Source organism: Sphingopyxis sp. (assembly GCF_965279725.1).
Lineage (GTDB): Bacteria > Pseudomonadota > Alphaproteobacteria > Sphingomonadales > Sphingomonadaceae > Sphingopyxis.
Genome location: NZ_CBDIIL010000003.1, coordinates 121807 through 139204, shown reverse-complemented (window position 1 = coordinate 139204; position 17398 = coordinate 121807). Strand labels below are relative to the sequence as shown.

Below are 17398 nucleotides of genomic sequence, written 5' to 3'. Positions count from 1 at the left end.
CGTCCCCCAAGCGTGTCAGTTCAGGCCGATCACCGATAGTTGGCGGCCATAGGAATTTTCTCCTTGGTGGCACGCGCGGCGATAGCTGAAATAATCGTCCGCTTCGGCATAGGTGTCCTGCCCGCCGATGGCAATTCGGGTGACGCCGGCCGCGGCAAGCCGCGCCGCGACATAGGCGGCGATGTCGAACATCGCATGACCGGGCTTGGCCGCGGCAAAGAAGCGTTCGTTGGCGGGATCGTCGGCGGTGAAGCGCTGCACAAATCCGTTGTCGACTTCATAGGATGCGCGCGCGATGCACGGGCCGATCGCGGCGGCGATTTCGCCGCGCCGCGCGCCAAGACTTTCCATCGCCGTCAGCGTCGCATCGGTAATCCCGGCGATCGCTCCTTTCCAGCCCGCATGCGCCGCGCCGACGACACCTGCTGCACGGTCGGCGAACAGCACCGGAACGCAATCGGCGGTCAGGATGCCCAGCACGATGCCGTGGCTGCGCGTCGCGAGCGCGTCCGCCTCGGGCCGCGCGGCGAGGTCGCTGGTATCATCCACGATGACGCAGCGATTGCCATGGACCTGATAGACGCCGGTGAGCGTCCCGCCGGGCAGCACCGCATCGGCCACGCGCCGCCGGTTCTCGGCGATCAGTGCCGGGTCATCGCCCGATCCTAAGCCGCAGTTGAGCGACGCCAGTCCACCCGTCGATACGCCGCCGCGACGGCCAAAAAATCCGTGCGGGACGTCCGCGAGCGGCGCGGCGGTGACGAGCGGCGCGGCGGTGACGAACGGCGTGGTCACAAGTCGAGCCGGTAAAAGCGGTCTTCGTCGATATGATTGCCGACGCGAAATTCATTGCGGCCGACGTCATAGAAACCATAGCGGCGGTAAAAGGCCTGCGCACGCGCATTTTCGGTAAAGACCGACAGATACAGGATCGACGCGCGCTGACGCGCCCAGGCGATGCCCCAATCCATCAGCGCCGCGGCAACACCGGTGCCTTTGGCGGCTTCGGCAACGTACAATTGGTGCAGTTCGACGGCACCGTCGGTTGGCTGGTCGGCGGGCAGGTCGAAATCGACCGGACCCATCTTGATATAGCCAAGGATGGCACCGGCCGCGTCGCGGACCAACCCAATGTCATGATCGGACGCGGCGATCTGGGCGCGGACACGTTCGGGCGGGTTCCAGGTCGCGAGAAAGGCGGCGAGGTCGGCGGGGTCATAGATATGACCGAAAGTGTGGGTGAAGGATCGGGTCGCAAAGTCAGAGATTGCCTGTGCATCGTCGGGGGTTGCGAGGTGAATGGTGGTCAAGCGCTGTCTCCTGTGAACCCGGCGGGGCTTGGCCAGCCCGCTGCGGTGATGGCCATGACTTTGAACAATTTGCCCATCGCGTCGGCTGCGACAAGCCGGTCGCGTTGGCCTTGCAATTCCTTGGCACGGCCGGGCGCCGCGGCCGCGAGCGATTGCAGCCGCGCATCGATGCCCAGCCGCTGCAACCAGTCGCCCTGGGGCGCGACGGCGCTGACGGTCGCACCCGTGGGAGCGGCTGCATCGCCGAGGGCGGCAAAATCGACATGCGTGGTCAGGTCGACCTCGCCCGGGTCGGCAAAGGGATCGGCGAAGCGATGCGCCTTGACCGCTTGCAACGTGTCGCCCGCGGCGGGACCGCGATAGCCATAGTCGATCACCAGCATCGCGCCGCCGTGCCGGGCGAGGCGAAAGGCGCAGCGCTGCATGATTGCCGCCGATGCGGGCGCGGTTTCGACGATGCAACGCTCGGCGGCGTTGCGCAGCGCGGTGGGAACCAGCTCGTCGGCGGGCACCTCTCCCGGAACCGCAACAAGGCGGGTGCCCAGCCGCTCGACCATCCGCTCGCGCCAGCCGGTTGCGGTGCGGACATATTGATGGACCGGCAGGGCGTCGAAAAATTCGTTGGCGACAATGATCGCCGCGCCGTCATCGGGCAGGTCGTCGATGTCGTCATGATGGATTGCCGCGGGCAGACGCGCCGATTGCGCGGCGCGCAGCACCGGACTGGTTTCGACGAAATGGACGCCTAGCGGGGTGCAGCCAAAGCGCGCCATGGCGCGCAGCGCATCGGCTGCCAGCGTCCCGCGCCCCGGGCCTAACTCGACATAGCGAAAGGCCGGGCCGCCCGCGCGCGCCCACAGGTCGGCGATCCACACGCCGATCATCTCACCGAACATCTGGCTGATTTCGGGCGCGGTGGTGAAATCGCCCGCGACGCCCAGCGGGTCGCGCGTCGCATAATAATGGCCGTTCGCGGCGGCCATATAGTCGGCCACCGTTATCGCCCGCGCCGCCGCGATGTCGCTGATCAGCTGGGCAGGTGTCGGCGGTCCGTCACGCAACGCTGTCGGGTCCGGCGACCGGCTCGATCCGCTGGCGGCGTCCCTTCGCCGTCGCTACGAGCCAGAAACCGAGCAGGAGCATCGGCACGGTCAACGTTTGGCCCATCGTCAGCCCCCACGACAGGGTACCGAGCTGGACGTCGGGTTCGCGCACGAATTCGACGGCAAAGCGGCTGAGGCCATAGATGATCGCCGCCATGCCGAACAGGAATCCGGGCTTGTACCGCGCGTCGGTGCGCCAGAAGAGGAAGGCGAGGATCGCCATCATCAGCAATCCTTCCAGCCCGGCTTCGTAAAGCTGGCTGGGGTGGCGCGCCGCCATCGATCCACTGTCGGGAAAGATGATCCCCCATGGCACGTTCGTCGTCCGGCCCCACAGTTCGCCGTTCACGAAATTGGCAATGCGGCCGAAGAAGAGGCCGAAGGGGATGACGCAGGCGACATAATCGCAAAAGCGCAGGAAGCTGAGCTTCTCCTTGCGCGTCACATACCAGATCGCGATCAGCACCCCGATCACCCCGCCGTGGAGCGACATGCCGCCGTCCCACAGCTTGAAGATTTCGAGCGGCTTCTGGATATAATTGCCGAGGTTGTAGAAGAGGACGTAGCCAAGCCGCCCGCCGATGATGATCCCGAGCATCGCATAGAAGATCATGTCATCGGCGTGACGCCGCGCCATCGGGGCGCCGGGCTGCGCAATCAATTTGAGCAGATACCAGTAGCCGACAAAGATGCCGGCAAGATAGGCGAGTGCGTACCAACGGATGGGCAGGCCGAAAATGCTGAACGCTATCTCGCTGTTTTCTCCCATCAGATCATGGAAGTTCACATATTGCGTTGCTTCGGCTAGAGTTGCAAAAAGAAACATAAAGTCGCGCGGTCCTTCCCCAGGAGAGGCCTCCCCATAAGGGGTTAGGCCAGCGAGACCAAGAGGAGAGATACAAGATGCCATCAGCGCTCGATTTGCGCCTGGAAGCCGCCTATAATCTGATCACCGGTCCGGGCGGACCGATCCAGGTCGGGTCCGTCGAACGCTTCGGTCAGCAGCTTCCCTTCATCACCAACGCACCGAGCAACCTGGCCGACTATGTGGCGTTTTTTGCTGCGCAGCATGGCGATGCGACTTTTCTGGTCGAGGGCGACGAACGGCTGTCGTTCAAGCAGGTCTATGCTGCGGCGCGCAAGGTCGCGGCGGGCCTCGTTGAAGGCTATGGTGTTCAGCGCGGCGACCGGGTGGCCATCGCAATGCGCAACGCCAACGCCTGGTGCGTGACCTATGTCGGCATCCTTCTTGCGGGCGGCTGTGCGACGCTGCTCAATGGCTGGTGGCAGGGCGGCGAACTGGCAGCCGGTATCAACGACAGCGAAGCGAATCTGGTGATCGCCGACGAACAGCGCGCGGCGCGGCTGGAGGAACCCGGCGTGCAGCATCGCGCGAAAGTGATCACGCTCGACATCCGGCAGCCGATCGATCGGGCGATCGCGCCGATCACCGATGCGGGTGGCGGTGCGGAAACAGTGTTGCCGGTGCTGACCGGGCAGGATCTGGCGACGATCCTCTTTACCTCGGGCTCGACCGGTCAGTCGAAGGGCGCTTATTCGCGTCACGAAGCCGTGGTGCAGGCGATCTTCAACTATGTCACCCAGACCGCAAGCGTGGTCCACCTGCTGACGGAAGACGGGCAAATGTCCGAGATCCAGCCGGCGACGCTGATCTGTACGCCGTTGTTTCATGTGACCGCAGAAGTTCCGGTGTTCCTGCAAAGCTTTGCGCTGGGCCGCAAGCTGGTGCTGATGCCGAAATGGAACGCCGACGAAGCAATGCGGCTGATCCAGGACGAGCAATGCAATTATTTCGTTGGCGTGCCGCTGATGAGCTACGAAATTCTCGTCAGCCCGAACCGGCACAATTATGACCTGTCGACGTGCAAAAGCTACGCTGGCGGCGGTGCACCGCGACCACCGGAGCATGTGCGGCGGCTGGCGGCGGAGATGGGCGAGGCCAAGCCGTTGCTCGGCTATGGCCTGACCGAGACCAATGCGGTCGGCTGCGGCATCATCAACGAAAACTATGTCGCGAAACCGATGTCGACCGGGCCGGCGTCGAAGCCTCTCGTCGATCTCGCGATCCTCGACGACAATGGCAACGAACTGCCGCAGGGCGGTGTCGGCGAAGTCTGCATGCGGTCGGTGGCCAATTTCGAAGGCTATTGGAACAACCCGGCCGCAACCAAGGCCGCCTTCTTCGAGACCGGCTATTTCCGATCGGGCGACCTTGGCTATGTGGATGAGGACGGTTATCTGTTCATCGTCGATCGCAAAAAGGACATCATCATCCGCGGCGGCGAAAATATCAGCTGTCAGGAAGTCGAGGCGGCGATCTACGAACATCCCGACGTGAACGAATGCGCGGTGTTCGGGCTACCCGACGAACGGCTGGGCGAGGTCGTTGGCGCTGTGATCTGGGTCAAGCCCGGCAGCACGGTCGATGACGGGGCGATGTGTTCGTTCCTCAGCCAGCGCCTCGCGCCGTACAAGGTGCCGTGCAAAATCTGGATGTCGAACGATGCGTTGCCCAAGCTCGGTAGCGAAAAAATCGACAAGGTGAGCTTGCGCAAGCAATATCGTGAGGAATATGCGGCGGAGGTCGTCGCGTAACCAAATGCCTTGAAGGAGCGAACCGGGATCATGGCCGTGGCTGAAATTCCCGTCGCTCCTTCGGAACCCGAAGCGGCGCCAATTTTACCGGTACGCGTGTATCGCCACCGACTGCCGACCCGCGTCTGGCATTGGGTGAATGCGGTCACTCTGCTCATCATGCTGATGAGCGGGCTGATGATCTTCAATGCGCATCCCCGCCTTTACTGGGGGCAATATGGCGCGAACGTCGATCACGCCTGGCTCGAAATTGGCTCCACCAAAGACACGGGTTTTTTTCGCCTCGGGTCGTTGAAAGTCGAAACGACTGGGGTGTTGGGCCGCTGGACCGATGCCAAGGGTGTCGAGAAGACCTGGGCCTTTCCCGGCTGGGCGACGATTCCGACGAGTTATAATCTGGCTGACGGACGGCGCTGGCATCTGTTCTTTGCCTGGGTGCTCGCGATCAGCCTGTCGCTTTATATGCTGTGGACCGCGTTCCGCGGGCATCTGAAAAAGGATCTGCACGTCCGCCGCGCCGAATGGTCGCCGCGCCATATCTGGCACGATATCAAGGATCATGCCCGCCTGCGTTTCCCGAAAGGCGCGGCGGCGGCGCGCTATAATATCTTGCAAAAGCTGAGCTATATCGGCGTGATCTTTGTCCTGTTGCCGTTGATGATCGCGACGGGCCTCACGATGTCGCCAGGGTTCAACGCGACCGCGCCGTGGCTGCTCGATCTGTTCGGCGGGCGGCAGTCGGCGCGCTCGATCCATTTCATCGCCGCGTGGGCGCTCGTTGCGTTCTTCTTGGTCCATATCCTGATGGTGTTGCTGGCCGGACCGGTAAACGAGATTCGCTCGATGTTGAGCGGCTGGTTCCGCCTGCCGCCCGAGCGGGGAGAAGGCGCATGACCCTGAGTGAGTTTGTCTTGCCGCGCCGTCAGCTGATCGCTCGCGCCGGTGGACTGGCGGCGACGCTACCGCTGCTGGCGGCTTGCGACGCGATCAACGAAGCGCCCGCAGTACGCAAGATCCTGTCGATGGGCGAGGAGATGAACCGGGGAAGCCAGCGTGCGCTGACCGACCGCAATGCGCTGGCGCGCGAATTCACCCGCGCCGACTTGTCGCCCTTCTTTCGCCCCAACGGCACCAGACTGCCCGCAGGGGCCGCCTATGCGGCGCATGCGGCGAGCGGCTTTGCCGACTGGCGCATCAGGGTGTCGGGGCTGGTCGCCCGCCCGCGATCGCTGTCGATGGCCGACATCCGCGCGATGCCGCAGCGCACCCAGATCACGCGCCACGATTGCGTCGAGGGCTGGAGCGCGATCGGTCAATGGACCGGCGTGCCGCTCGCTCGCATTCTTGCTGCCGCCGGGGTGAAGGACAGCGCGCGCTATATCGTCTTTCGCTGCGCCGACCGCATCGGCGATGCGCTCTATTATGAAAGCTGCGACATGGTCGATGCGCTGCACCCGCAAACGATCATGGCGTGGGCGCTGAACGACAAGGTCCTGCCGATCGCGAACGGCGCGCCGCTGCGACTGCGGATCGAACGCCAGCTGGGCTATAAGCACGCCAAATATGTCCAGGGCATCGAAGCCGTCGCGAGCCTCGACGAAATTGGCGCGGGCAAGGGCGGCTATTGGGAAGACCGCATCGACTATGAATGGTATGCCGGGATTTAGTCCGGATATTTTGCGTTCATGCTGTCCCAGCTGAGTGCGATCAATTTTTCGAGTACTAACAGATCGATGTCGGCCAGCTTGTTGACGTAAAGGCATGCCTTGCTGGTCTTGTGCTTGCCAAGCGTCGCCAGCAGCGCGTCGGCCGCGGGTTGCCGATTGCCATAATCGCCCATCAGATAGAGCGTCAGCGCGGCCTTGCGCGGGCTAAATCCGGCTCGGCACATCGTTCCCGAATGGCCGCTGTCATAGACATAATCGTAGTGGCCATAGCCGATGATCGACGGCCCCCACATCTTCGGCTCTAGGCCGGTCACGCGGCGGTGGATCGCGTCGATGATCGGGGCTTCTTCGCGGCGCCGCGCATCGGGAAGCGCCGCGATGAAATCGGCGACCGCCACGTCGGTCGTCTTGGTCTTGATCGCGGCGTTGGCCATGACATGTTTCCCCCTATGACGATGGTAGCCGGCTCGCACCGCATCGCCAAGTCGGTTGCGCCGTGGCTGGCGGGCTGCTAGCCGCGCCCGCGTCTTTCATCGCCAAAGGTGCCACCATGTCCGAGTCCTTCAAGCGCGTCGTCCTCGCCTATTCGGGCGGTCTCGATACCAGCGTCATCGTGAAGTGGCTGCAGGTGACCTATGGCTGCGAGGTCGTGACCTTCACCGCCGACTTGGGGCAGGGCGAAGAGATCGAGCCTGCGCGCGCCAAGGCCTTGCTGATGGGGGTGAAGCCCGAGCATATCTTTATCGACGATGTCCGCGAGGAATTCGTCCGCGACTTCGTGTTCCCGATGATGCGTGCCAATGCACGCTATGAGGGCGATTATCTGCTCGGCACGTCGATCGCGCGCCCGCTGATCTCGAAGCGGTTGGTCGAGATTGCGAAAGAAACCGGCGCCGACGCGGTGGCGCACGGTGCGACTGGCAAGGGCAATGACCAGGTCCGGTTCGAGCTTTCGGCCTATGCGCTGAACCCCGACATCAAGGTGATCGCCCCGTGGCGCGAATGGGATCTGACAAGCCGCACCGCGCTGATCGAATTCGCCGAGAAGCACCAGATTCCGGTTCCCAAGGACAAGCGCGGCGAGAGCCCCTTTTCGACCGATGCGAACCTCCTGCACACATCGAGCGAAGGCAAGGTGCTGGAGAACCCGTGGGATGAAACCCCCGACTATGTCTATTCGCGCACGGTCAATCCCGAGGATGCACCCGACACTCCCGAGTATATCACGATCGATTTCGAGCGCGGCGATGGCGTTGCGCTGAACGACGCAGCAATGTCGCCCGCCACTTTGTTGGCGGCGCTCAACGATTTGGGTCGCAAGCATGGCATCGGCCGCCTCGACCTCGTCGAGAACCGCTTCGTCGGCATGAAATCGCGCGGCATGTACGAAACGCCCGGCGGTGAAATCTATGCCCGCGCGCATCGCGGCATCGAAAGCATCACCCTCGACCGCGGCGCGGCGCACCTCAAGGACGAGCTGATGCCGAAATATGCCGAGCTCATCTACAACGGCTTCTGGTTCACCCCCGAGCGCGAAATGCTGCAGGCGGCGATCGATCACAGCCAGGAGAAGGTGTCCGGCACCGTCCGGATCAAGCTCTACAAGGGCAATGCCAGCGTCGTCGGCCGCAAGTCGCCGAACAGCCTCTACAGCGAGCGCCATGTGACGTTCGAGGACGATGCCGGCGCTTATGACCAGAAGGACGCGGCGGGGTTCATCAAACTGAACGCCCTGCGTCTGAAGCTGCTGGCGAAGCGCGACCGTTGAGCCATCGGTAACCCGTGGCGATCCGCGGCAAGGATCGATAAATCATTGGCTTCCTGTCCAGGAACGCTCCAGAACCGGCGCCACTTGATCCGGTGACGAGAGGGCGCGGGATGCGGATGTTCGATTTTTCGTCATGGCAAAGCATCGGCACGACGTTGCTGGGTCTCGCGCTCTTCACGCTGATCGGGGTCGGTATCCGGTTAATGGTGATGATGACCATCCAGCAGCGCCGCGAACGGATGAACCGCCAGATCAACGAGCGGCTGCGCACGTTGATGGCGGCTTACAAGACGCTGGGCGGCTCGTTCACAGGCGACTTGGCGGTCGACCCGCGCCACCTGCGCGATATGCGAAGGCCCGCCCCGGTTGAGGGTGAGACCGCGCCGCCGGTCAACCTGCCAGAAGAAAGCGCCGACGTGGAATCGAGCGAAGGCGAATCGGACCGGCCGCGCCGGATTCGTGACGCCGTCGAAGCGGCGCTGTCGGACATCATTCTGCTCGGCACCGAAGACCAGGTCCGGCTCGCCAGCCGCGCCGCGCGCGAACTGGCCGACGGCCGGCCGGTGCATGTCCACGATCTGGTGGTAACGCTGCGCGATTTCATTCGCCGGGCGCTCGACCTCGATCCGGTCCCGGCCGACGTGGTCATTCCATTGCAAGGACCGACGCGCCCGCTGGGCGGCGGCGGTAAAGGCGGCGGATCGGGGCGCGGCCAAGGTGGTGGTGGTGGCGGACGAAGCGGCGGCATGGGCGGCGGCGGCGTGGGTATGGCTGGCGGCCTTGGGGTCGCAGGCGGCGCGACAATCGCGCGCGGCTCCGCCGACGGGGCGGACAGCGACCCCGTCAATGAAACGCAACCGAAATGAAGCGAATGAAGGGTTAGCATGACACCCGGACCTGCGCTAAGGCGCGAATCGTGACTGCGACCCGCTTTTTCTCCGACAATGCTGCGACGGTTCATCCGGCGGTGATGGAAGCCTTGGTGGCGGCCAACCATGTCGATACCGCCTATGACGGCGATGCGCTCAGCCAGTCGCTCGACGCGACATTTTCCGACCTGTTCGAAACCGATTGCGAGGTTGTGTGGATTCCCACCGGTACCGCTGCGAACAGCATCATTCTCGCCCATTTCGTGCGGCCGTGGCAGGGCATCCTTTGCTACGAAGAAGCGCATATCGAGGTCGACGAATGCGGTGCACCAACCTTTTATTCGGGCGGCGCCAAGTTGATGACGCTGCCGGGGCGCGGTGCAAAGATCGACGCCGAGGCGCTGAAGGCGCGAATTGCGTCTATCCGCCAGGATGTGCATCAGGTCCAGCCCGCGGCTATCAGCATTACGAACGCGACCGAATATGGCCTCGTCTGGCGCGCTGACGAGATTAACGCGATCAGTGAGATCGCCAGAACCAATGGCATGAAGCTGCACATGGACGGCGCGCGGTTTGCCAATGCCGTCGCCTTCCTGGGCTGCGCGCCGGCCGACGTCACGTGGCGCGCCGGAGTCGATGCGCTGTCGTTCGGCTTTACCAAGAATGGCGCGATGATGGCGGAAGCGATCGTGTTTTTCGGCGGCAGCGGCGGGGCGGGCGTCCGCGAGCTCAAGAAACGGGGCGGGCATCTGCTCAGCAAGGGACGGTTCGTCGCAGCGCAGATTCGCGCGATGCTCGCGAATGATCTGTGGCTGGACAATGCGCGCGCCGCCAACGCAGGGGCGGCGACGCTCGCTTTGGCTTGCGGCGATCGATTGATGCATCCGGTCGAGGCCAATGAATTGTTCGTGCGGCTGGCCTCGGACGAAGCCGCAAAATTGCGCAGCGCCGGGTTCGATTTCTACGATTGGGGCGAAGGCGCGGCGCGCCTCGTCGTCAGCTGGGATCAGGATGCCGACGCGGTCGCGCCGCTGGCGGCAGCCATTGCGGCGCTATGAGCGCCCCGCCCAGCCTGTTGACGCCGCGCGTCCTTTTCCCCTTCCTCTTCGTCACCTTGATCTGGGGATCGACGTGGATCGTGATAACCGGGCAACTCGGCATCGTCCCGCCAAGCTGGTCGGTTGCTTATCGTTTCTTGGTCGGTGCCGCGGCGATGTTTGCGTATGCGACGTGGCGCGGCGAGAGGCTGACGCTGTCGGGGTTCGGTTGGGGATTCGCTGCGTTGCTCGGTCTCGCGCAATTCGCGTTCAATTTTAACTTCGTCTATCGCGCCGAACTCCACATCACCTCGGGACTGGTCGCGGTGCTGTTTGCGCTGCTGATCGTCCCGAACACCCTGCTTGGCCGCCTGTTCCTGAAAACCAGGGTCGAGGGGCGCTTTCTGTTGGGGGCCGGGATCGCGATCATGGGGGTGGGGATGATGATACTCCACGAATATCGCGCCGCCGACGTGGGTGCGACCGAAGTGCTGATCGGGACCGCGCTGACGCTGTGCGGTGTAATCTGTGCGTCGGCGTCCAATGTGATGCAAGGTTCTAGCATCGCGCGCGAGCAGTCGATGGCAGTGATGATCGCCTGGGCGATGTTGTTCGGCGCATTGGGCGATGCTGCCTTCGCATGGGCGACAACCGGTCCGCCGTTGATCGAGGCAACGCCTGCCTATTTGGGCGGTGTGCTTTATCTTGGCGTAATCGCCAGCGCCGTAACCTTTCCGCTCTATTTCAACATCATTCGCGCGGTCGGGCCAGGGCAAGCCGCGTGGTCGAGCGTTTTGATCCCGATCATCGCCATGGGATTTTCGACGATCTTCGAAGGCTATAGCTGGGCGCCACTTTCGATCGCGGGGGGCGCGGTGGCGCTGATCGGGCTGGTGATTGCGGTGGCGAAACGGCCCGAGCGGCCCAGCGTCAGCGCCAATATGGTCGCGGTGCCGGTGGAAAAAAACGAAAACCTCTAAATCCGTTCGTGTGGAGCGAAGTCGAAACACGAACGGAAACGAGAGCGCATCCTAGCCCGCGCTGATCCGTTCGATGTCGGCGCCGACCGCCTGCAATTTTTCTTCCAGCCGCTCGTAGCCGCGATCGAGGTGATAGACGCGGTTCACCTCGGTCGTGCCTTGCGCCGCAAGACCGGCGATGATCAGGCTCATTGAGGCGCGCAGATCGGTCGCCATGACCGGCGCACCGACCAGATGGTTGACGCCGCGCACCACGGCGCTGCGGCCGCGCACATCGATGTCGCAACCCATGCGCGCCAGTTCGGGGACGTGCATGTAGCGGTTCTCGAAGATCGTTTCGGTGAACAGCGACGCGCCTTTGCCGAGCGTCGCCATCGCCATGAACTGCGCTTGCATATCGGTCGCAAAGCCGGGGTAGGGGGCGGTCGACAGGGTAACCGGTTCGGCACGGCCCGACATCGCGACGCGGACGCCGGTCTTGGTTTCCTCGACCGTCGCGCCGGCCTGACGCAGCGCCGCGAGCGTCGCTTCCATCTCGCTTGCCTTCGCGCCGACCAGTTCGACATCGCCTTCGGTAATCACGGCGGCACAGGCGTAGCTGCCTGCTTCGATGCGGTCGGCCATGACGCGGTATGTCGCACCGTGCAGGCGATCGACGCCCTCGATAGTCAGCGTTTCGGTGCCGATGCCGTCAATCTGCGCGCCCATTGCGGCCAGGCAATTGCACAGGTCGACGATCTCGGGCTCGCGCGCCGCGTTTTCGAGGACGCTGCTGCCCTTGGCAAGCACCGCAGCCATCACCGCATTTTCGGTCGCGCCGACCGAGACGACGGGGAAGGTAAATTTACCGCCGGCCAGCCGCCCGCCTGGCGCGCTGGCTTTGACATAACCCGAGGCGAGTTCGATTTCGGCGCCGAGTGCCTCCAGAGCCTTGAGATGCAGGTCAATTGGGCGGTTGCCGATCGCACAGCCACCGGGCAGCGACACCGTCGCTTCGCCGGCGCGGGCGAGCAGCGGGCCGAGCACGAGGATCGAGGCGCGCATCTTGCGCACGATGTCATACGGCGCGACGGTCGAGGTCAGCGTTGTCGTGCGCGCGGTCATGACGCGGCCGAAATCCTCAGGCCGCGATCCCTCGATCGTTGTTGAACAACCGAGCTGGTTGAGCAGGTGACCAAAGCCATCGACATCGGCGAGCCGCGGCAGGTTGCGCAGCGTTAGCGGCTCGTCGGTGAGCAGCGCGCACGGCAGCAAGGTGAGCGCCGCGTTCTTGGCGCCGGAGATGGGGATACGGCCCTTGAGTCGCTGGCCGCCGCGAATGACGATTTGATCCATCGGCTTTCTTTAGCGCACGGACGCGGGCGCGCAAGCGGGGCTAAGCGGATGGCGGCGGACGATACCCCGCATCGCCTTCGAACTGCGCCTTGGCTTCGCGCTGTCCCTTGCTCATGAAAATATAACTGACGACCGAAAGGATCAGCAAGGCAACGCCCAGTAGTGGAACGCTGTCGCGCGTCGCGACGACGAGGGCGATCCACGCGATATTCACGATGCCGAGGATCAGGAAAACCTTCTGGTTGTTACCGGCAAAGCCATAGACCTCGCGCCCGTCGGTGCTGCGCACGCCGTGGACACCCTTCAGGTCGAACGCATTATAGAGATAGAAGCGTCCGCGAGCACCCGGCACCAGCTCGGCGGCCACGTTGTCCTTGACCACCGCATGGCGGATTGTCCGTGCACTGCCGTCGTCCTGCTGGAAGGTGACACTGCGGAAAATTGAAACGCCGCCTTTGGTGCGCTTGATGTCGGCACCTTCGATGCTACCATCGACGATCGAATTAGGCATATGTCGGATCCCCTGCTGTGGCGCGACCCAGGGAGCCCCAAACTAATCGATCTCACCGCGTAAGGGAAGCTGCGCCGTTGGTTAAGTCGCCACCCGTTGTGCATGGCTTTCTTCGTGGCGTTCTTGGTGAAAATATGAAACTAATCGTGTCGATATAGGGGTCGACAAGGATAGCGTAACGGAAACGGCTTTTCACAGGGGAGAAGATAATGCGGAACAAGGTCGTCACGATTGTCACCACGGCTACGTTGATCGCGAGCCAGCTTGCCGTTCCAGCGATGCCCCAAGCGACGACGCTGCCCTATCCGCCGCCGGGCGGTCCTCAGATTCAGCCGCCGCGTCCGGGCGGACCGCAGATCGTTCAGCCGTCGCCGGGCTACGGCTATGCGGGGACGCTCCGCTGCGAGTCGCGAAATAACAAGCAGCAGCGCTGTAACGTGCGCACCGGCAATCGTGTCGATTTGCAGCGCGTTATTGGCGGCCGCTGTTCGAAGGGGCGTGACTGGGGTTTCACCGCCACCCAGATCTGGGTGTCGGGCGGCTGCCGCGCCGAATTCGCTTATGGCTATGCCAATGATGGCGGCGGCTACCCGACGCCGTTGCCCCAGCCGGTCAACGATTATGCGGGCACGCTGAACTGTGAATCATGGAGCTATAAATATCAGCAGTGCAACGTCCCGACGAACAATCGCGTCGAACTGACGCGCAAGATCGCCGGCAAATGCAATGCGGGGCGGCAATGGGGCTATACCGACAATTATATCTGGGTCGACAAAGGCTGCCGCGCCGAGTTCTCTTATGGGTACCGGAATGTCCGGCCGCCGGAGAATGACAAGGACAAGGGGCCGAGCACCGGGCTGATCATCGGCGGAGTCGTCGTGGCGGGCGGATTGCTTGCGTTGCTGCTCAGCAAAAAGAAGAAATCGGCAACGGTCGGCGAAACCGCCGCCGAAGCGCCATCGACTTATCCCGCCGGTCCGCCCGCTACGCTGAGCGCCAATCTGTCGGCTTTGCCCAGCGCGTCGCGCGCATCGGTGCAGAATTGCATGACCGACGCGGCGCGGCAGATCGGGGTGACCGGCGGCACGCGCCTGTCCTATGACAAGCTGGTCTCGCTCGAACAGGGCAACGGCGGCTGGCGGATCCGCGCGGCGATGACCGCGACCTATCCCGACGGAGCGAAGCAGGTCGAGATGTATTGCCGCGCGACGCCGAGCGACATCATCCAGCTCGATTTCAGCTAGGTCGCGTCGGGAAGCTGGGGCAGATGGGTATGAAGATTGCAGGCGCTACTTTGGTGCTATTGGCTAGTTTGTCCGCGCCGGTGACCGCACAGGGTCCGACCGCCGGCGCGGCACCGGAATGCGCGGCGAGTGCAAGTTGCGGCCGCAAGCCGACACCCCGGGGCAGTCCGAACGGCTGGATATCGGGGGCCGATTATCCCGCTGGTGCGAGCGGGGACGGTAGAGTGTCGGTGACATTGGTGGTCGACACGGGCGGAAGGCCAATATCGTGCGTCGTCACACAAAGTAGCGGGGTTGACCTGTTCGATCAGGCCGCATGTTCGGCGCTGCAGCGGCGCGCGCGCTTCAATCCGGCGCTCGATGCCTATGGCCGGCCGACGGTCGGGAATTATCCGACACGCGCGAGTTTTATCCAGAATTGCACCAACAATGCGTCTGCCATCTGTATCGATCTGAGCAAGAAATGACGCGATCCGAATGGCTCAGGCCAGCGCCTCTTCAACCTGCGCCAGTCGATCCTTGCCGAAAAACATCTCCCCCCCGACGAAGAAGGTCGGGATGCCGAACACGCCGCGCGCGACGGCGGCCTCCGTATTGGCCACAAGCTTTGCCTTGATTTCGAGTTCCTGCGTTTGCGCGAGAAGCGCGGGGCCGTCGAAGCCGTTGGCCGACAGCAGCGCCGCGATCACCTCCGGGTCGTCCATCTTCAGCCCGTCCTCCCACATCGCGCGGTTTACCACGTCGATATAGTCGTCAAGATTGCCTTCAGCTTGGGCGACGATCGCACCGCGCATGATGGTCAGCGTGTTCACCGGAAAATGCGGGTTGAGGCGATATTTGGTCAGGCCGTGCTTCGCGATGAAACGCTGCATCTCCAGATGTTCATAGGCCATTTTGGCGGGCGCGTCGGCATATTGGATCATCGGCGCCTTATTGCCTGTCGCCTTGAAGATGCCGCCGAGCAGGCAGGGGGTGATGACGAGGTCGGCGCCGGTGCGGTCAAGCAGTTCGGGCAGAACCTTCAACGTCAGATAGGCGTTGGGGCTGCCGAAATCGAAAATGAGTTCCAAAGTCTTTTGGACGGTTTTTGTCACCATTTTTCTCCCCAAGGGCGAAGGTCGAGTTCGTGGGTCCAGGCGCTTTTGGGCTGCTGGTGAAGCATTACATAATTGGCGGCGATCGCATCGGGGTTGAGGATCAGATCCTGCGCCTTGGCGCTATCGAAATCGGGGTGGCGGCCCTTGATGAAATCGGTGTCGATCGCGCCATCGATGATCGTGTGCGCGACGTGGATGCCTTGCGGTCCCAGTTCGCGCGCCATCGACTGGGCCAGCATGCGCAGCGCGCCCTTGGCGCCCGAGAAGGCCGAAAATCCCGAACCGCCACGCAAGCTTGCGGTGGCGCCGGTGAAGATGATCGTGCCGCGACCGCGCGGCTGCATATGTCTTGCCGCTTCGCGTCCCATCAGGAAACCGCCGAGACAGGCCATTTCCCAGACCTTCGTGTAAACGCGCACGGTGGTTTCGGTGATCGGGAAATTGACGTTGGCGCCGATGTTGAACACAGCAACCTCGACCGGTCCGACCTCGGCCTCGACCTGATCGAACAGCGCGATCATGTCGTCTTCGTTGCGCGCATCGGCTGGGAAGGCGCGCGCTTGATGGCCGTCGTCCCGGATCGATTGGGCAAGAGCTTCGAGCGCTTCGGCGCCGCGCGGTCGGCGGTTAACGCACGCGGTCAGCCCTTCGACGGCGAAAGCGCGGGCGATGGCACCGCCGGTGGCATCGCCGGCCCCGATAATGACAGCTGCGGGATTGGGCATGCGACTCTCCTCTTGCGCTCAATAGTAACTATGATAATCATAGTGACAAGAGATTTTTCTTCTCCTCGTCATCCCCGCGAAAGCGGGAACCCCGCTTGGGCAGTCGAGGATTCAACTGGGTCCCCGCTTTCGCGGGGATGACGAAAAGGGGTGATCATAGGTTTATGCCGAAGCGTGCGGATCTGTCGGACACTTTCTGCCCCGTCGGGCGATCGGCCGAACTGCTTGGTGATCGCGCGGTGCTGCTGATCCTGCGCGACCTGTTTTTTGGCAATCGGCGGTTCGAGGTCATTGCGGCGAATACGGGACTGGGGCCGCAACTGGTGTCATCGCGACTCAAACTCTTGGCTGCGGAAGGTGTGGTCGAGCGGCGGGCGTATAGCGAACGCCCGTCGCGCCACGACTATTGGCTGACCGACAAGGGCAAGGCGCTGTTCGATGTGCTGTACGCGATGCGCAATTGGGCCGAACGCTGGGCGTACGCACCGGGCGAAACTGGCGACGGCCCGGCGATCCGCTATGTCCACCGCGCATGCGGCGCCGATGTCGGGACCGCGACGACGTGTCCGGGCTGCGGCGCAGCGCTGGGCTATGGCGATTTGAAGGGCGAAGCGTCAGCAGTGCTCATGGCCGAGCAGGCGGGGAGGGCTTAGTTCTCCCTCGCGTCTTCAGGGAGCGCTTTGTTCAGGCCTTTTCAAGCGTGCATTGCAGCGGATGCTGACCTTGGCGCGCGGCGTCCATCACCTGATTGACCTTGGTTTCGGCGACTTCATAGCTGAACACGCCGCACACGCCGACGCCCTGTTGATGGACATGCAGCATCACTTGAGTCGCCTGTTCGATGTCCATGTTGAAAAAGCGCTGGAGCACCATCACGACGAATTCCATCGGCGTATAATCGTCGTTGAGCAGCAGCACTTTGTACATCGACGGCTTTTTCGCCTTCGCGCGGGTGCGCGTGGCGACGCCGACGCCTGGCCTGCCGGGCGAGCCGTCATCCTTGTCCGCCATCGCGCGGACATTCTTCGATCCCGCCATGGCGCGGGTCGGATGGGTGGTTGAGACTGGAAACATCATGGGCAGGAATATCGCAAGCTGCGGGCGAAGCGCAAGAGGCGCGCGCGCGGTTTTTAACC

General features: G+C 63.1%; 20 protein-coding genes. 10 read left to right on the top strand and 10 right to left on the bottom strand.

Translation table 11 applies throughout. The features are described from left to right. Nucleotides 1-15 precede the first annotated feature (15 nt). From pgeF to lgt, 4 genes are read right to left on the bottom strand one after another with little or no spacing between them, the layout of a single operon-like run. Nucleotides 16-795, bottom strand: a complete 780-nt coding sequence (gene pgeF, locus ACQY6T_RS09520; RefSeq protein WP_428630547.1) for a peptidoglycan editing factor PgeF — start codon at nt 793-795, stop codon at nt 16-18. After that, on the bottom strand, nt 792-1310 hold the full coding sequence (locus ACQY6T_RS09515; RefSeq protein WP_428630546.1) for an N-acetyltransferase family protein: 519 nt from the start codon (nt 1308-1310) through the stop codon (nt 792-794). The genes pgeF and ACQY6T_RS09515 overlap by 4 nt, the downstream gene beginning before the upstream one ends. Continuing rightward, nucleotides 1307-2371: a class I SAM-dependent methyltransferase gene (locus ACQY6T_RS09510; RefSeq protein WP_428630545.1), complete on the bottom strand. Its 1065-nt coding sequence runs from the start codon at nt 2369-2371 to the stop codon at nt 1307-1309. The genes ACQY6T_RS09515 and ACQY6T_RS09510 overlap by 4 nt, the downstream gene beginning before the upstream one ends. Continuing rightward, a complete protein-coding gene (gene lgt, locus ACQY6T_RS09505) occupies nt 2364-3239 on the bottom strand; it encodes a prolipoprotein diacylglyceryl transferase (protein ID WP_428630544.1) in 876 nt (291 codons plus the stop codon). The genes ACQY6T_RS09510 and lgt overlap by 8 nt, the downstream gene beginning before the upstream one ends. Nucleotides 3240-3316: 77 nt before the next feature. On the opposite strand from lgt, the gene ACQY6T_RS09500 reads away from it, so the two are divergent. From ACQY6T_RS09500 to ACQY6T_RS09490, 3 genes are read left to right on the top strand one after another with little or no spacing between them, the layout of a single operon-like run. Next, complete coding sequence (locus ACQY6T_RS09500) at nt 3317-5029, top strand: class I adenylate-forming enzyme family protein (protein ID WP_428630543.1); 1713 nt, start codon at nt 3317-3319, stop codon at nt 5027-5029. A 30-nt stretch (nt 5030-5059) separates the two neighbouring features. Further along, a complete protein-coding gene (locus tag ACQY6T_RS09495) occupies nt 5060-5923 on the top strand; it encodes a cytochrome b/b6 domain-containing protein (protein WP_428630542.1) in 864 nt (287 codons plus the stop codon). Further along, on the top strand, nt 5920-6696 hold the full coding sequence (locus tag ACQY6T_RS09490; protein ID WP_428630541.1) for a molybdopterin-binding protein: 777 nt from the start codon (nt 5920-5922) through the stop codon (nt 6694-6696). Before ACQY6T_RS09495 ends, ACQY6T_RS09490 begins: the two co-directional genes overlap by 4 nt. Here ACQY6T_RS09490 and ACQY6T_RS09485 read toward each other — a convergent pair. Further along, nucleotides 6693-7130 (bottom strand): DUF1801 domain-containing protein, encoded by a 438-nt coding sequence (locus ACQY6T_RS09485; RefSeq protein WP_428630540.1) that lies wholly within the window; start codon nt 7128-7130, stop codon nt 6693-6695. The genes ACQY6T_RS09490 and ACQY6T_RS09485 overlap by 4 nt on opposite strands. Before the next feature lie 116 nt (nt 7131-7246). Here ACQY6T_RS09485 and ACQY6T_RS09480 point away from each other — a divergent pair, with 116 nt between their 5' ends. The 4 genes from ACQY6T_RS09480 to ACQY6T_RS09465 all read left to right on the top strand — a co-directional run bounded on the left by ACQY6T_RS09480 (nt 7247) and on the right by ACQY6T_RS09465 (nt 11350). Beyond that, a complete protein-coding gene (locus ACQY6T_RS09480) occupies nt 7247-8464 on the top strand; it encodes an argininosuccinate synthase (protein ID WP_428630539.1) in 1218 nt (405 codons plus the stop codon). A gap of 116 nt (nt 8465-8580) precedes the next feature. Beyond that, nucleotides 8581-9330: a hypothetical protein gene (locus ACQY6T_RS09475; RefSeq protein WP_428630538.1), complete on the top strand. Its 750-nt coding sequence runs from the start codon at nt 8581-8583 to the stop codon at nt 9328-9330. Nucleotides 9331-9380: 50 nt separating this feature from the next. Then, entirely contained in the window at nt 9381-10391 is a 1011-nt protein-coding gene (locus ACQY6T_RS09470; protein WP_428630537.1) for a threonine aldolase family protein, read from the top strand. Further along, complete coding sequence (locus tag ACQY6T_RS09465) at nt 10388-11350, top strand: DMT family transporter (RefSeq protein ID WP_428630536.1); 963 nt, start codon at nt 10388-10390, stop codon at nt 11348-11350. Before ACQY6T_RS09470 ends, ACQY6T_RS09465 begins: the two co-directional genes overlap by 4 nt. Nucleotides 11351-11401: 51 nt before the next feature. On the opposite strand, the gene murA is transcribed toward ACQY6T_RS09465, so the two are convergent. Together murA and ACQY6T_RS09455 are read right to left on the bottom strand one after the other, a co-directional pair. Then, nucleotides 11402-12685, bottom strand: coding sequence for a UDP-N-acetylglucosamine 1-carboxyvinyltransferase (gene murA, locus ACQY6T_RS09460; RefSeq protein ID WP_428630535.1), 1284 nt, complete (start codon nt 12683-12685; stop codon nt 11402-11404). 40 nt (nt 12686-12725) lie between these two features. Then, a complete protein-coding gene (locus ACQY6T_RS09455) occupies nt 12726-13196 on the bottom strand; it encodes a hypothetical protein (protein WP_428630534.1) in 471 nt (156 codons plus the stop codon). 209 nt (nt 13197-13405) lie between these two features. On the opposite strand from ACQY6T_RS09455, the gene ACQY6T_RS09450 reads away from it, so the two are divergent. Both ACQY6T_RS09450 and ACQY6T_RS09445 read left to right on the top strand, forming a co-directional pair. After that, nucleotides 13406-14440, top strand: a complete 1035-nt coding sequence (locus ACQY6T_RS09450) for a DUF3011 domain-containing protein (RefSeq protein ID WP_428630533.1) — start codon at nt 13406-13408, stop codon at nt 14438-14440. A gap of 23 nt (nt 14441-14463) precedes the next feature. Further along, on the top strand, nt 14464-14907 hold the full coding sequence (locus ACQY6T_RS09445; protein WP_428630532.1) for a TonB family protein: 444 nt from the start codon (nt 14464-14466) through the stop codon (nt 14905-14907). A gap of 15 nt (nt 14908-14922) precedes the next feature. On the opposite strand, the gene ACQY6T_RS09440 is transcribed toward ACQY6T_RS09445, so the two are convergent. Both ACQY6T_RS09440 and ACQY6T_RS09435 read right to left on the bottom strand, forming a co-directional pair. Next, nucleotides 14923-15534, bottom strand: a complete 612-nt coding sequence (locus ACQY6T_RS09440) for a 2-hydroxychromene-2-carboxylate isomerase (RefSeq protein ID WP_428630531.1) — start codon at nt 15532-15534, stop codon at nt 14923-14925. Beyond that, nucleotides 15531-16262, bottom strand: a complete 732-nt coding sequence (locus ACQY6T_RS09435; RefSeq protein ID WP_428630530.1) for an SDR family oxidoreductase — start codon at nt 16260-16262, stop codon at nt 15531-15533. Before ACQY6T_RS09435 ends, ACQY6T_RS09440 begins: the two co-directional genes overlap by 4 nt. A gap of 164 nt (nt 16263-16426) precedes the next feature. On the opposite strand from ACQY6T_RS09435, the gene ACQY6T_RS09430 reads away from it, so the two are divergent. After that, entirely contained in the window at nt 16427-16915 is a 489-nt protein-coding gene (locus ACQY6T_RS09430; RefSeq protein ID WP_428630529.1) for a winged helix-turn-helix transcriptional regulator, read from the top strand. A 31-nt stretch (nt 16916-16946) separates the two neighbouring features. Here the strand turns inward: ACQY6T_RS09430 and clpS are convergent, their stop codons facing one another. Continuing rightward, nucleotides 16947-17339: an ATP-dependent Clp protease adapter ClpS gene (gene clpS, locus ACQY6T_RS09425; protein ID WP_428630528.1), complete on the bottom strand. Its 393-nt coding sequence runs from the start codon at nt 17337-17339 to the stop codon at nt 16947-16949. Between the last annotated feature and the right edge of the window lie 59 nt (nt 17340-17398).